The organism is Arthrobacter sp. R4, from assembly GCF_051365025.1.
In the GTDB taxonomy this organism is placed as follows: domain Bacteria; phylum Actinomycetota; class Actinomycetes; order Actinomycetales; family Micrococcaceae; genus Arthrobacter.
Window position 1 is genome coordinate 212,706 of record NZ_JBLWIJ010000010.1, and the last position, 14,703, is coordinate 227,408.

Sequence of the window (14,703 nt, forward strand, 5' to 3'; positions counted from 1 at the left end):
CCCGGCCGCTCAGGCCGGATGAGTCGGACGTTTCCGGCCGCCTGACCGGGCCGCCACAATGTCATGGGCCACGTCAACCAGCTGCCGGGCGGATTCATCCCAGCTGAACTCTGCCGCCCGCGCCACGGACCGCCGCGACACGTCCTGCCAATGCTCGCCGTCGCGCAGTTTTTTCACGGCGGTGGCAAACTCCGCGGCGGAGCCGGGGTCAACGTAGGACGCAGCGTGGCCGCCAACCTCCCGGAAGATGGGGATGTCACTGGCGATGACCGGTGTGCCCAGTGCCATCGCCTCCACGAGTGGCAGTCCGTATCCCTCCGCCCGGGAGAGGCTCACCAGGGCAGTTGCGCTCTTGAGCAGGGTGGCGTACTCGTCGTCAGTCACCCCATTATGGAACACCACCTTGGCGCCCTGGGGCACCATGATCTCCAGTTCGGCCCTGCGTTGGGGGGTGATCCTGCTGAGCAGGTGCAGGGTGAAGTCGGGCAGTTCGGCCATTCCGGCCACCATGGTCTCCACGTTTTTGTAGGGCATGAACGAACCCATGTAGATGAGCGAGTGCTCCGCCCCGGCGGCTGCGTCCCGGGGCTCCTGGTCTGGTTGCGGTGCGTTGCTGATGATCCGCACGGGGCGGCTGGTGAGCCGGTACTTGGCCATCAGCGCTTCCGTGGTGCTGCTGATGGTGGCCACGATGTCAGCCCGGTTGAGCAGGAGCCGCTGTGGCCAGTACGCCTTGTGGTAAAGGCGCCACAAGACGCGCACGGGTGCTGGCAGGAATCCCGGCGGGGCGGGGTGCTCATAGTAGATGAGGTCGTGCAGGGTCAGGACCAGTCCGTACTTTCGGCCCCACGTGCCCATGGTCTGCATGGGACACACCACCACGTCAGCTTTGAGCGGGTTGATCTTCCGCGCCACGAAGAGCTCCATCGGGGAGAGCGGGCTGTTGATCAGCGTGTAGGGAACGTCGGGGAGCAGGGCAAGCTGCCGGTGATCGCTGATGAGCATGGACACGTCGGCGATCTTTGCCGTTGCGGCTATCAGGCTGGCTCCATAGCGGCTGATTCCGTCGTGGTGGTCGGTCCGGGTGAAGCGGGCGTCGACGACTATTTTCACGCGGGGTGGTCCTTAAGGAAAGTGAGGATGAAGCCGGCGGCCGGCGCGGGCGTTTCGTAGTGGATCAGGTGCCCGACGCCGGGGATCACCTTAAGGGTGCCGTCAGGCAGCAGCGCGGCGAGGCGGTGCTGGTCAGGCAGCATCGCAATCTCGTCCTTCTCGCCGGCGATGAGCAGGACCGGCAGTGACAACTGCCCGGCCACCTCGGCCACGTTCCCGCTGACGGAGGCTGTGAAGGATTCCAGCAGGCTGTCCCGGTCGGCGAAGGCGCTGAAGTAGGCATGGTGCTGGCCGTGGATGAACCGGCGAAGCTCTTTGTCAGGGGTTTTGGCCATGGCCTCGCTCATGACGCGGACGATCAGGGGGCTGCGGAGCAACGCAAGGCCCAGCCTCCGGGGGAGCCGGGCCGCGAGCCGATAGTAGAGGACGGCAAGTTTCGTCATGATCCCCTTCGGCCCCTCCAACGCCGGTGCCGCAATCGGGTTGATCAGAATCAGCGGTGACACCGCACCGGGGTGGGCTGCCACGAAGTGCGCGGCAACGATGGACCCGAACGAATGACCCAGCAGCACGGTGTCCGGGCCGAGGCCCAAGGCAGCCATAAAGTCAGAGATGAACGTGCCGTAGTGCTCCACGGAATGGGTTCCTGAGGCAAAGGCCCCGGAGCTGCCGAAGCCGGGGAGGTCCGGCATGATGATCCGCATTCCGGGCAACTGGTCCGCAACCCTGAGCAGCCCATGGTGATCACCCCTGAAGCCGTGGATCACCAGAATGGTCCGTGTCTCCGGTGTCGCCTGTACCGGTTCATAGGTCCAGAAGGCCACGGTGCTGCCGTTGAGCTCTATCTCAGAGGCCTGGGTCCGGGCCGCGAGTTCATGGCTGAAGTAGGACGGCGTGGTGGGAGGCGGGGAGTCAGCTGTTTTCATGGCCCTCGGTCCTAGTTGACGTTGTCAGGGTGGGACCCGGTGCGGTATCCCCGGTCAAGTTCAGCGAGCGCAGTCATGTCGCGGTCCGAAAGCGCAAAGCGGAAGACGTCCAGATTTTCGCGGATCCGGGGCTCCGAGCTGGCTTTGGGGATGGCGATGTGGCCCAGCTGGACATGCCATCGCAGGATGACCTGTGCCGCCGTCACCCCGTGTTCGGCGGCGCAGGCCAGGACCACGGGGTCCGCCAGGACCTGCCCGCGCCCCAGGGGGCTCCACGCCTCCGTCAGGATACCGAGTGCAGCATGCAACTCCCGGAGCTCAGCCTGTTGGAGCCAGGGATGCAGTTCGATCTGATTGACGGCCGGCACAACCTCCGCCGTCTGCAGCAGTCGGTCCAGGTGGGCGGGCTGGAAATTGCACACGCCGATGGCACGCACTTTACCTTCGCGATACAGAGTTTCCAGGGCGCGGTAGGTTTCCGTGAAAAGCCCGCGCTGGGCGCAGGGCCAGTGGATCAGGTACATGTCTATGTAGTCCAGGCCGAGGTTCACCATGGAGGTATCGAACGCATGGAGCGTTGCGTCATAGCCCTGGTCATCGTTCCAGACCTTCGTGGTAATGAAAACGTCCTCGCGGGACAACGCGGGCGCCGCTTCCCCTGAGCCGCCACTTCCGGTTCCGCCGTCGTACCCGAAGGAGGAGCTGATCCCGCGGGCCACTCCGGTTTCATTCCCGTACATGGCTGCGGTGTCGAAATGCCGGTAACCGGCGCCAAGGGCCGTGGCCACCAGGGCGGACGCCTCCGCGACCGGAACCTTGTACAGCCCATATCCCAACTGGTCGATCAGCACGCCGTTGTTCAGGCTGAGCCGGGGAGAGGTTTTCATAGCAACGACTCTACCCATTCTGTACACAGACTCCGTCAGGTGGGGCCGTCGAAACTGACCAGGCGCCGCGCGCTTGCTTCATCAAGGATCAGGTCGGTCGCCAGCCCCGCGGTCAGGGCTCCGCGCAGGCCGTTGATCTTCGACGCCCCGGACACCACGCAGATGCGGCGGCGGACCTGCTTCAGTTCCGCGAGCGCAGGGCCGGTGGACCGTTCATTGAGTACGATGCCGTCAGAGGACCCGTCGCCGCGGAAAAACACCGTGGCGACGTCGCCCACAACATCGGATTCCGCAAGGATCTTGAGGTCGCTTTCGTCCAAATAGCCCCCAGCGTAGACGTGGCTGGGAAAGTCGGCGTCCACTGAACCCACGCCGAAGATCGCCATGCTCATCCGTGACTGGAGCTCCAGGATCCGTTGCACGCTGCGTTCATTCCACATGGCGGTCTTGGTCGCTGCGTGGTCAAAAAACGCCGGCACCGGGAACTGCTCCACCCGGGCTCCGTAGGCACTTCCGAAGCGGCGCATGATGTCGCTGGCATACGTGATGCCCGTAGTGTGCATATTCCCCGCACCGTTGAGTTGGACAATGACGGTGTCGTGGGTGATCTTGCGGGTGAGGTGCCGGCTCACTGCGCTCAGCGTGGAGCCCCAGGCCACCCCGATGATGGCGTTGGAATCCACCAGCGGCCCGATCGTTCGTGCCGCCTGCATGGCTACGCGGTCCAGGGTTTCAGCTTCGTTCAGGGTTTCCAGGATTGGGACAACGTGCACGTCCACGTTGTACTCGTCCCGGATCATGCCCTCCAGTTCCGGGCCGGTATCCATTGGATTGCGGATCTGGATCTGAACGAGGCCGGAGTCCCGGGCCGAGGACAGGAGCCGGGAAACCGTGGAACGGGACGTGCGCAGTTCCCGGGCGATGGCGTCCATGGTGAGGTCTTGCAAGTAATACATCTGCGCGGCCCGCAGGGTGTCGGAGTGGCGTGAGGGTGACATGGGGAATCCATTCTGCACGTTTGTGCATAGAGGTTGACTCTATTTTCCATTACTTCAAACAATAGTGGGAGACCTGCGGTTCGCCAGGCGGCAGCCGCATACACCAAACCCAAGGGAGTTGTTTTGGGAACCCATGATTTGTTCGGCCACAGCGGAGCCAAGCCGTCTGCAGCCTCCGGAGCGCGTTCTTCAGTGCAGGCCCTGCGGCAGCGTCCGCGGGCAAAAGTGCTCATCGTCGGCGGCGGAATCAACGGCGTGGGCACCTTCCGCGATCTTGCCCTGCAGGGTGTCGATGTTGCCTTGGTGGAGCGCGGAGACTACTGCCAAGGTGCCAGCGGCGCCTCCTCGCACATGATCCACGGCGGCATCCGCTACTTGGAAAACGGCGAGTTTCGGCTGGTCCGGGAATCAGTGGTGGAACGAAACCGCCTGCTCCGCATCGCGCCCCACTACGTGAAGCCACTCCAAACCACGATTCCGATTTTTAGTACCTTCTCCGGGGTGCTGTCGGCCCCGTTGCGCTTCCTGACGCACAAGCAGCAGGGCAAGCCGAAGGAGCGCGGTGCGTTCCTCATCAAGGTGGGGCTCAGCCTTTACGATTCGTTCTCCCGTGACGGCGGATCCGTTCCCCGCCACCAGTTCCGGGGCCGGAAGCGTGCACTGGCTGAACTGCCGCACCTCAACCCCGGCATCAAATATGCGGCCACCTACTTTGATGCGTCCGTGCACAATCCGGAGCGCCTCACCCTTGACGTCCTCCAGGACGGGGAGAAGGCCGGGTTGGGCGTCGACGGCCCCGCCGACGCCACCGCCCGGGCCAGCAACTATCTTTCGCTGCAGTCCATGACAGCCGCCGCGGCGCCGGGCAGTACCGACCGCACAGCGGGAAGCACCGTCCAGTTGCGCGACGAGCTCACCGGCGACGTTTTTGACTTCACCGCGGATGTCATCGTCAACACCACCGGGGCCTGGGTGGACCTGACCAACGGGGCGATGGGCGCCGGCTCCCAGTTCATGGGTGGGACCAAGGGCTCGCACATTGTCCTGGACCACCCCGGACTGCTCGAAGCATGCCGTGGCCGCGAAATCTTCTTTGAGCACACGGATGGGCGGATCGTCCTGATCTACCCGATGGGGGACAGGGTCCTGGTGGGAACCACCGACGTGGAGGCCGACATGGGCCAGGACGCGGTGTGCACCGACAGCGAGATCGACTACTTCCTTGAACTGATTGGCCACGTCTTCCCCGACATCCCGGTGAACCGCGGGCAGATCGTCTACACGTTCTCCGGTGTCCGCCCGCTCCCGCGGCACGACGCAACCCAGCCAGGATTTGTCTCAAGGGACTATCGGATCGAGCGGGGCGAAGGGGCGGCAGGCGCCGTCGTTCTTTCCCTGGTGGGTGGCAAGTGGACAACGTTCCGCGCGCTAGCCGAGCATATGGCCAACGACGTGCTCGCCGAATTGGGGATGGAACGGAAGGTTTCGACGGCGAAGCTCGCCATCGGAGGCGGGACCGGCTTTCCTGAGGACGAGGCGGGGGTCCAGAAATGGATTAAGGCCCACATGTCCGCCAGCCGCGACGCCGACCGGACCGCGATCCTGCTGACGCGCTATGGCACCCGCGCCGAGGAAGTCATGGACTACCTCGACGCCGGAGCTGACCGGCTCCTGCACTCCACGCGCGAGCTCAGTGTCCGCGAGCTGGAATTTATGGCCGCCAATGAGCAGATCGGGCACCTCGCAGATGTGCTCATCCGCCGGACGTCCCTTGCCTTCCGCGGCCTGGTGACGGGTGAACTGCTGCACGAGGTTGCGGAGGTGCTGGCCGGTCCGCTGGCTTGGGATCCCGCGACAACGGCCGCACAGATCCGGGCTGCCCACGACGTGCTGGAGCGTCTCCACCGCGTAGAGATCCACAGTCTGGTCGCCTAGGCAACCCGGCTAAAAGCCGGGGCACCACCGTGCCCCGGCCCTACGGTCGGTCCTGCAACCCGCGATGGACCGACAACAGATAAAGAGGAGTCAAAGATGTCTCTTGGAATTGTTTTCCTTTCCGAAGTCTTCGGAACTGCGATGCTCACCCTCCTGGGTTGCGGCGTGGTAGCCAACGTTGCCTTAAAGGGCACCAAAGGCTACAGCGGCGGGTTCCTGATGGTGACCTGGGGGTGGGGCATCGCCGTTTTCGCGGGTGTTTTCGTTGCTGCCAAGTCCGGCGCACACCTCAATCCCGCCGTCACCCTCGGGATCCTGGTTGAGGGCAAACGTCCTTATGCCCCAGAGGTCCCGATTGATCTTGCTTCAACCCTGACGTACTTCGGCGGCGAAATGCTGGGGGCTTTCCTCGGCGCAGTGGTCTGCTGGGCCGCCTATAAGCAGCACCTCGACGCCGACCTCGAGACGGCCAGCAAACTGGGCGTGTTCTCCACCGGCCCGGCGATCCGCTCCACGCCGTGGAACCTCGTCACCGAGATCATCGGCAGTTTCGTGCTGGTTTTTGTAATCCTCACCCTCGGCGGAACGCCCTCGGGCCTGGGACCTCTTGCCGTCGCCCTGCTCGTGGTGGGCATCGGTGTTTCCCTCGGCGGACCCACAGGCTACGCCATCAACCCGGCCCGTGACCTGGGGCCCCGGATTGCTCACGCTTTGCTTCCCATCAAAGGAAAGGGCACCAGCGACTGGGCCTACTCGTGGATTCCCGTAGTGGGGCCCCTGGCGGGTGGCGCCCTGGGCGGTATTGTCGCCAGGATAGCCCCGATCATCATTACTGCCGCCGCCTGACCGTACAGCCAACACCCCCGTATACAGACAAGGACGTCATCATGAACCAGTACGTAATCGCCATTGACCAGGGCACCACCAGCTCCCGGGCCATCGTCTTCGACCACAGCGGCAATATTGTCTCGTCGGGCCAGATGGAGCACGAACAGATCTTCCCCCAGGCCGGCTGGGTGGAGCACAACCCCGCCGAGATCTGGAACAACACCCGGGAGGTCATCGCCTCCGCGCTCTCCAAGGCGAACCTGACCCGGCACGACATTGCCGCCGTCGGCATCACCAACCAGCGCGAAACCGCCGTAGTGTGGGACAAGACCACCGGCGAGCCTGTTTATAACGCCATCGTCTGGCAGGACACCCGGACCCAAAGCATCGTTGACGAGCTCTCCCAGGACGGCGGGCCGGAACGGTTCAAGCACAAGGTGGGCCTTCCCCTGGCCACATACTTCTCCGGCACGAAGATCAAATGGATCCTGGACAACGTTGAAGGTGCCCGGGCCAAGGCGGAAGCCGGCGACCTGGTTTTCGGCAACACCGACGCATGGGTCCTGTGGAACCTGACTGGCGGGGTCGATGGCGGCGTGCACGTCACTGACGTCACGAATGCCTCCCGCACCCTGTTTATGGACCTCGAGACCCTGAGCTGGGACGAGGAGATCCTGGGGATCTTTGGTGTCCCGCTGAGCATGATGCCGGAGATCAAATCCTCCTCCGAGGTCTACGGCACGGTCCACACGTCGCAGTTGCTGCGGGAAGTCCCGGTAGCTGGCATCCTCGGGGACCAGCAGGCGGCTACGTTCGGCCAGGCGGCCTTCCAGACGGGCGAAGCCAAGAATACCTACGGCACTGGTTGCTTCCTCATCTTCAACACTGGGGAGGAGATCGTCCACTCCAAGAACGGACTCCTGACCACCGTCGGGTACAAGCTGGGAGATGCCGCACCGCACTACGCACTGGAAGGCTCCATCGCCGTCACCGGGTCCCTGATCCAGTGGCTGCGGGACAACCTGGGCATGATCAGCAGCGCTCCCGAGGTGGAGACGCTGGCGGCGTCAGTCAAGGACAACGGCGGCGTTTACATCGTCCCGGCGTTCTCCGGCCTCTTCGCCCCGTACTGGCGCTCCGACGCCCGCGGGGCCATTGTGGGCCTGACCCGCTTCGTCAACAAGAACCACATTGCGCGGGCAGCGCTGGAAGCAACAGCGTTCCAGACCCGCGAGGTACTGGACGCTGTCAACGCGGACTCAGGCGTTCCCCTCACGGAGCTAAAGGTCGACGGCGGCATGGTTGCCAACGATGCCCTGATGCAGTTTCAGGCGGACATCCTGGGCGTCCCGGTAATCCGGCCCGAGGTCGTGGAAACCACCGCCCTGGGCGCGGCCTACGCAGCAGGCCTCGCCGTCGGATTCTGGAAGGACCTCGGAGAGCTTTCGGCCAACTGGTCCGAGGACAAGCGCTGGGAACCCCAGCTTGACCAGGCCGAACAGGACCGCCAGCTCCGCCTGTGGCGTAAGGCCGTCACGAAATCGATGGACTGGGTGGATGACGACGTGAGGTAGTTGATCGGTGGTGAGCATGGCGGGCTGTTACATTCTGACCATGGGAAATGGTGCCTCCATCACCAGTGTCATCTTGAACACCCCGCCCGAGCCGGCCTTCGCGGGCAGGGAAGCAGCGCGGGCGCGGATGGCTACAGAGCAGTATGCACAGCTGAAAGGCCGTGATGCTCAGCCTGGCCTATGCGTGAGAACCCCGTTGATCTGAAAGACTGCCCACTTCGACAGTCCCCGCGTTGCCATCGACAGTAACCAGCTGCCCTGTCCGAAGGAGCTCGGTGGCGTTGCCGGTACCAACAACGGCGGGGATGCCGTACTCGCGGGCCACGAGGGAAGCGTGCGCGGCCAGGTTGCCGCCGTCCGTCACGACGGCGGCAGCCACGGCAAACAGGGGGGTCCACGCCGGCGCCGTGGCTTTGGCCACGAGGATCTCGCCCGGCAGGAACCGGGAGAATCCCTCCGGACCGTCCACCACGCGCACCCGGCCCTCCGCCCTCCCTGGACTGGCCGGATGCCCCACCAAGGCACCTGTCGGCACGTCCCTGGTGCTGCGTGCCGAGTTGGCTATTCGGTCGAACATGTTGCCCACCACCGGCGGCATCTTTCCCAGTTGCAGCGGAGCTGATAGCTTCCGCTGCCGTGCCCATTCCTTGCGGCGCCGGGCTACTTCTTGGTGCTGCGGCGGCGCGTCCAGGCGCAGGGCGTCGAACGTCAGGAAGTAGATGTCCGCGGGGTCGGCGATGATTCCGCTGTCCCGAAGGCGGGTGCCTATTTCGGTGGCACACTGGCGCAGCAGCGGCCAGCCAAGCGTGAAGTCCCTCGCCTGCTCCTCGCGGAGCAGGGCAAAGTGCTGGGCCGCGCTGAGGAGGGTGTCAAACCTGTGCAGCTGGCGTGTCCGCTTCAGCACCGCACGGCACGACGCTTCAGCCGCCCGGCGCCGTTCAGCTGCCGGCGGGGCACGCACGTGCTGCGGAGTGTTGATACTCGGCGTCTGGGGCGTCTGGGGCGTCTGGGGCGTCGCTGGGTGCGGGTCGGGCTGCTCGCCAGCGGTCCGGTGATACCAGTCGAGGCTGTAGACAGCGTGCGGAACGCTTGCAGGGAGGGCAGGAGCCAGGCCGCCCAGAAGTGTTTGGTATCCGGTGGCCTCCAACGCCCCCGCTGCCCGGCTGGCGGGCGCACCGGCAATGTTCCGGCGCCAGAACCGCGCCAGTACCATCTCCATCTTCCAGGCAGCACCGCCGGTGGCCGCAAAGAACCAGAGATATTCTCCTGCTTTCTGCGCCACACGCTCCACGATGTCCATCAGCTCGGGCAGGGCAGCCGTTTCCACGACACCCCTCAAGGACTCCACAAGTGCCCGGTATGAGGGCAGGCACTGGGTGCGCCATTCGTCTTCGAGCCCCCGCAGCACTGTCCTGTCCGCCCCGGCGGGGTCGAACATGGGCCGCACCACGGAGTTGAAGAAGTACGGCAGGGACCGGGGTTCGCCGCCGAACAGCAGGTGGGGGAGCGCCCTGGGGCTCGGCGGGGCGACGTAGTACCAGCCGTTGACCAGCCCATGCCCCATGGGCACGGAAATGCCGGCGGACGCGAAGACGGCCTGGTTGTAGGCGGCATCGATCCGCGGTATGACCCAGTCCATAAACAGCGGAGTGACCGGCTCAGGCAGCCATTCGCCCAGGCGGAAGTTCCGCAGCCAGGTGCCCCTTCCGGGCGGGTTCCAGGAAACAGGATCGGGGAGGGCGGTCATCGGACGGGCCTGGAGAACCTGGACCTTGCCCGCTTTGTCCAGTGCCCACTCAATGTCCTGCGGGCGCCCAAAATGCCGGGCCACCTGCGCCGCAGTGGCGGCCACCGCCGTCGCGCTTTCCTCCGAAAGAACACCGGCCGCGCCCCGGGCCAGGGCGGGCCGCCCCTCGCGCACAATCCATTCCTCGCCCGTCTCCACGCCGGAAACCAGGCCTTCGGCGAGGCCCGGAACCGCGGAGATGACGGTTTCGCTGCGGTCTCCGGTCAGTGGGTTGGCAGTCAGGGCGACGCCCGCGGCGACAGGGTCCACCATCTGTTGCACGAGAACCGCCATGCCGGCCCAGGCACCTGCCGCGGCGCCGTCGTACGTGTCCGGCCCCTCGCCGGCGCCAGTCCTGATAGAGGCTTGGTAGGCCCTGACGCGGTCAGCCCTGGCCGATTCAAAGCAGCGCTCCACGGCCCCGGGCAGGCCTGCCGCGTCCACGTTGAGGTAGCTCTCATACATGCCCGCGAAGGATGCGCCGGGCAGGTCTTCCGCAGCGGCCGAGGATCTTACTGCGTACGGGCCGGGGCCGGCAGCGGCGGCTGCCGCCTGAAGGCCTCCGGTCACTCCTTGGGATACTCCGGCCTCAAGGGCAGTGCCCGTGACCACAAAGCCGGGCGGTACCGGGAAACCTGCTGCCGCCAAGGCCGAAAGCGCAGCAGCCTTGCTGCCGACGGTCTCCCGGGCCAGCGCGGCGGGGTGGCCGAGGGGGGGAAACAGGATGTTTTCACTCACCAGGGTCACCGGTCCCGTCCTTTGTTGCACAGCGGATTTCAGTCTATTCATGCCCGGCGGCAACGGGTAGGCACGGGTCACCGCAGCGTCCCTTCGCGGTGCGCTAAAGTAGTTCTATGCGTGCGATCCTTCTGCTTAGCTAGCCGCCCGGTATCCGGAGTCAACCGGATCGCCGCGCGGCAGCCCCTCCATGGAGAGGGGCTTTTGTGTGTCCGGGCAGGTTTGCCGGGCCGGCAGCAGAAGGGATCAGAGAAGTTACGGCCGCACAGATGCCGTAACAGAACAGAAGAGGGCAGCAGTGAGCGTTCAGCCGGAGACAGAGACCGGAACACCAGCAGTGGCAGCTGAGGGGCCTGAGGAGGGCACCTACAGCTTCGCGGCCATGGAGGCCAAATGGCCGCAGGTATGGCAAGACCTCAAGGTCTTCACCCCGGCCGATGACGGATCCCGCGAGCGCCGCTATGTCCTGGACATGTTTCCGTACCCATCGGGCGACCTCCACATGGGCCACGCCGAAGCGTTTGCCATGGGCGACGTCGTGGCACGGTACCTGCGCCAGCAGGGGTTCGATGTCCTGCACCCGATCGGTTGGGACTCCTTCGGCCTGCCGGCGGAGAACGCCGCCATCAAACGCAACGCCCACCCCAGCGAGTGGACCTACGCCAATATCGAAACGCAGGCCGCGTCGTTCAAGCGGTACGCGATCTCCGCGGACTGGTCACGGCGGCTGCACACTTCCGACCCGGAGTATTACCGCTGGACCCAGTGGCTGTTCAAGCGCTTCTATGAGCGTGGCCTGGCCTACCGCAAGGATTCCCCGGTCAACTGGTGCCCTAAGGACCAGACCGTCCTGGCGAACGAACAGGTGGTCAACGGGGCCTGCGAACGCTGCGGCACCGCGGTCACCAAGAAGTCCCTGAACCAGTGGTATTTCAAGATCACCGAGTACGCCGACCGGCTCCTCGACGACATGGAGGAGCTGCGGGGCCACTGGCCCGAGCGCGTGCTGGCCATGCAGAAGAACTGGATCGGCCGTTCCGAAGGTGCCCACGTCAACTTTGTGATCGAGGCCGACGGCGGCAAGCCCGCCAAGGACGTCACGGTCTTCACCACCCGCCCCGACACCCTTTACGGCGCCACGTTCTTCGTGGTCGCCGCTGACGCGCCGCTCGCCGTCGAGCTGGTCACGGAAGAGCATGCCGCCGCCCTGGACGCGTACCGCGAGCAGGTCAAAGCCCTCACGGAGATCGAACGCCAGTCCACCGAGCGCGAAAAAACCGGTGTCTTTACCGGCCGGTACGCCGTCAACCCGCTGAACGGCGAGAAGCTGCCCGTCTGGGCCGCAGACTACGTGCTGGCCGACTACGGTACCGGAGCCATCATGGCTGTCCCGGCCCACGACCAGCGTGACCTTGACTTCGCCAAGACCTTCGACCTGCCCGTCCGCGCCGTGCTGGACACCGGCGAGGAGGACCCGGCGGCTTCCGGTAAGGCAACTGCGGGGGAGGGCACCCTGATCAACTCAGGCGTCCTCGATGGCCTGCCAAAGGCTGAGGCCATCCCCGCCGCCATTGGCATCCTTGAAAAGCAGGGCACCGGCGAGAAGTTCGTCAACTTCCGGCTGCGTGACTGGCTGTTGAGCCGGCAGCGGTTCTGGGGCACGCCCATCCCCATCATTCACTGCCCCGCCTGCGGTGAGGTTGCGGTACCGGATGAGCAGTTGCCCGTCACCCTCCCGGCAGATCTCCGTGGCGAGGACCTTTCGCCGAAGGGGACGTCGCCGCTGGCTGCCGCCGAGGCCTGGGTCAATGTTGAATGCCCCAACTGCCACGGACCGGCAAAGCGGGACACCGACACCATGGATACGTTTGTGGATTCGTCGTGGTACTTCCTGCGGTTTGTCTCCCCGGAATACACGGACGGCCCCTTCGACCCCGCGAAGATCAACGACTGGATGCCAGTTGGCCAGTACGTCGGCGGCGTGGAGCACGCCATCCTGCACCTGCTCTACGCCCGGTTCTTCACCAAGGTCATCCACGACCTCGGCATGATCGACGCCGACGAACCGTTCAGCGCCCTGCTGAACCAGGGCCAGGTCCTCAACGGCGGCAAGGCCATGAGCAAGTCCCTCGGCAATGGCGTTGACCTTGGTGAGCAGCTGGATAAGTACGGTGTGGACGCCGTCCGGCTCACCATGATCTTCGCTTCCCCTCCGGAGGACGACGTCGACTGGGCGGATGTTTCGCCATCGGGCTCTGCGAAGTTCCTGGCCCGCGCCTGGCGGCTGGCGCAGGACGTCACCAGCACCCCCGGCACCGACGCCGCCTCCGGCGACCGGGCGCTGCGTTCGGTGACCCACCGCACGATTGCCGACGCCGCGGCCCTGTTGGACAGCAACAAGTTCAACGTGGTGGTGGCCAAACTGATGGAGCTGGTCAACGCGACCCGCAAGACCATTGATGCGGCTGGCGGCGCCGGTGGTTCCGATCCTGCAGTGCGCGAAGCCGCGGAGGCCGTTGCCGTTATCCTCAGTCTCTTCGCGCCGTACACCGCGGAGGACATGTGGAACGTCCTGGGCCACCCTGCCTCCGTGGCGAACGCCGGCTGGCCAACCCACGACGAAGCGCTCCTGGTGCAGGAAACCGTCACCGCTGTCGTCCAGGTCCAGGGCAAGGTCCGCGACCGTCTCGAGGTCTCCCCGGAGATCAGTGAAGACGAGCTGCGTGAACTGGCCCTCGCGTCGGAAAACGTTCAGCGCGCCCTCGACGGGCGGGGTATCCGCACAGTCATCGTGCGTGCCCCTAAACTGGTGAACATCGTCCCGGCTTAGCCGGGTCACCGGCCGCCGGATCCTTCCGGCGGCCGGCAAAAAATTCCAGGAGGCGCACTTGCCCGACCGTGATTCCGCTGCCTGGCTTTGGCTCCGGGACCGTCTGGCGGCCTTCCGGCCCGTGCCCCGTCCGGGGGCAGCGGGTGCCGGCCCGGCCGACGTCGTCCGCACTGCCGTGGTCACCGATTCCGCAGCCACGCTGCCAGCCGACTGGGTCGCAGCCTTCGCCGGCGACGGGCGCCTGACTGTGATTCCCATGCCCGTGATGGTGGGCGAGGAAATCTACGGCGAGGGCGAAGACGACATCACCGAAACCATTGCACTGGCACTCGCCAGCGGCAAATCCGTCAAGACTTCCCGTCCGTCACCCGGGCAGTTCGAACAGGCGTTCCGTGCCGCCGGACGGCGGGGCTACGAAGCCGTTGTTTCGATCCACATTTCCGGCGGTTTGTCCGGGACCGCAGATGCGGCCCGGCTCGCGGCCAGCCGGGTGGACATCCCTGTCGAAATTGTCGATTCCGGGACAGTCGGAATGGCGCTTGGCCTGGGCGTGCAGGCCGCTGTGGTCGCAGCTGCGGCGGGCGGCGACGCAGCCGCCGTGGCGGCCGTCGCACAGGAACAGCTCGGCCGGACCAAGGTGTATTTTTATGTCCCCAGTTTGGAGCAGCTCCGCCGGGGCGGCAGGATCGGGGCGGCCGCGTCCCTGGTGGGAACCATGCTGGCCATCAAACCCATCCTCGCGGTCGACGGCGGCAAGATCGTTCCGCTGGAAAAGGTCCGTTCCGCCGCACGTGCGGTCGCCCGGTTGGAGGAGATCGCTGCCGAGGATGCAGCTTCCCGGCCTCCCGGCCGCGTCAGCCTCGCCGTCCACCACTTTGGAAATCCTGCCGAGGCTGAGGCGCTTGCCGACAGGCTGGCCGCCGCGCTGCCTCACTGCCCGCGCGCCCAGATCAGTTCGCTTCCTGCGGTGCTGGCCGCCCATGCCGGCCTGGGCGTTCTGGCTGTGATCGTGGGGGAGGGCTACTCCCCGGGGCTGGCCGACGACGTCCCCGGACTTTCCACATAGCTGCTGCCGGCGCTGTCCCGTT

At 65.4% G+C, this 14,703-nt stretch carries 10 protein-coding genes; 5 read left to right on the plus strand and 5 right to left on the minus strand.

The genetic code is table 11. From position 1 onward, the window contains the following. Positions 1–9: 9 nt before the first annotated feature. The 4 genes from ACLKOZ_RS06825 to ACLKOZ_RS06840 are packed head-to-tail and all read right to left on the minus strand — an operon-like array spanning position 10 to position 3,924. Positions 10–1,113 carry a glycosyltransferase family 4 protein gene (locus tag ACLKOZ_RS06825; protein WP_436473798.1) on the minus strand — a complete coding sequence of 368 codons (1,104 nt, stop codon included), beginning with the start codon at positions 1,111–1,113 and terminating at the stop codon, positions 10–12. Further along, positions 1,110–2,039, minus strand: coding sequence for an alpha/beta fold hydrolase (locus ACLKOZ_RS06830; protein ID WP_436473800.1), 930 nt, complete (start codon positions 2,037–2,039; stop codon positions 1,110–1,112). Before ACLKOZ_RS06830 ends, ACLKOZ_RS06825 begins: the two co-directional genes overlap by 4 nt. An 11-nt stretch (positions 2,040–2,050) precedes the next feature. Further along, the gene (locus ACLKOZ_RS06835; protein ID WP_436473802.1) at positions 2,051–2,926 is read right to left on the minus strand and encodes an aldo/keto reductase; all 876 of its coding nucleotides are present in this window, start codon (positions 2,924–2,926) and stop codon (positions 2,051–2,053) included. A gap of 35 nt (positions 2,927–2,961) precedes the next feature. Beyond that, positions 2,962–3,924 carry a sugar-binding transcriptional regulator gene (locus tag ACLKOZ_RS06840; RefSeq protein ID WP_337348575.1) on the minus strand — a complete coding sequence of 321 codons (963 nt, stop codon included), beginning with the start codon at positions 3,922–3,924 and terminating at the stop codon, positions 2,962–2,964. Positions 3,925–4,047: 123 nt separating this feature from the next. Between ACLKOZ_RS06840 and ACLKOZ_RS06845 the strand changes: the two genes are divergently transcribed. The 3 genes from ACLKOZ_RS06845 to glpK all read left to right on the plus strand — a co-directional run bounded on the left by ACLKOZ_RS06845 (position 4,048) and on the right by glpK (position 8,261). Beyond that, positions 4,048–5,859: a glycerol-3-phosphate dehydrogenase/oxidase gene (locus tag ACLKOZ_RS06845; protein WP_436473805.1), complete on the plus strand. Its 1,812-nt coding sequence runs from the start codon at positions 4,048–4,050 to the stop codon at positions 5,857–5,859. Between the two features lie 96 nt (positions 5,860–5,955). Further along, on the plus strand, positions 5,956–6,705 hold the full coding sequence (locus ACLKOZ_RS06850) for an MIP/aquaporin family protein (protein WP_436473807.1): 750 nt from the start codon (positions 5,956–5,958) through the stop codon (positions 6,703–6,705). Positions 6,706–6,746: 41 nt separating this feature from the next. After that, on the plus strand, positions 6,747–8,261 hold the full coding sequence (glpK, locus tag ACLKOZ_RS06855; protein ID WP_436473808.1) for a glycerol kinase GlpK: 1,515 nt from the start codon (positions 6,747–6,749) through the stop codon (positions 8,259–8,261). Between the two features lie 178 nt (positions 8,262–8,439). Here glpK and ACLKOZ_RS06860 read toward each other — a convergent pair whose 3' ends face one another. Next, a complete protein-coding gene (locus ACLKOZ_RS06860; RefSeq protein WP_436473810.1) occupies positions 8,440–10,794 on the minus strand; it encodes a PEP/pyruvate-binding domain-containing protein in 2,355 nt (784 codons plus the stop codon). Positions 10,795–11,083: 289 nt separating this feature from the next. Here ACLKOZ_RS06860 and leuS point away from each other — a divergent pair, with 289 nt between their 5' ends. Both leuS and ACLKOZ_RS06870 read left to right on the plus strand, forming a co-directional pair. Then, positions 11,084–13,615, plus strand: a complete 2,532-nt coding sequence (gene leuS, locus ACLKOZ_RS06865) for a leucine--tRNA ligase (RefSeq protein WP_436473812.1) — start codon at positions 11,084–11,086, stop codon at positions 13,613–13,615. 58 nt (positions 13,616–13,673) lie between these two features. Beyond that, a complete protein-coding gene (locus ACLKOZ_RS06870) occupies positions 13,674–14,681 on the plus strand; it encodes a DegV family protein (RefSeq protein WP_436473814.1) in 1,008 nt (335 codons plus the stop codon). Positions 14,682–14,703: the final 22 nt, after the last annotated feature.

Coding starts and splice junctions, on each gene's coding strand:
- ACLKOZ_RS06830 (WP_436473800.1), bottom strand. CDS start 2,039: ATGAAAACAGCTGACTCCCCGCCTCCCACCACGCCGTCCTACTTCAGC.
- ACLKOZ_RS06835 (WP_436473802.1), bottom strand. CDS start 2,926: ATGAAAACCTCTCCCCGGCTCAGCCTGAACAACGGCGTGCTGATCGAC.
- ACLKOZ_RS06840 (WP_337348575.1), bottom strand. CDS start 3,924: ATGTCACCCTCACGCCACTCCGACACCCTGCGGGCCGCGCAGATGTAT.
- ACLKOZ_RS06850 (WP_436473807.1), top strand. CDS start 5,956: ATGTCTCTTGGAATTGTTTTCCTTTCCGAAGTCTTCGGAACTGCGATG.
- glpK (WP_436473808.1), top strand. CDS start 6,747: ATGAACCAGTACGTAATCGCCATTGACCAGGGCACCACCAGCTCCCGG.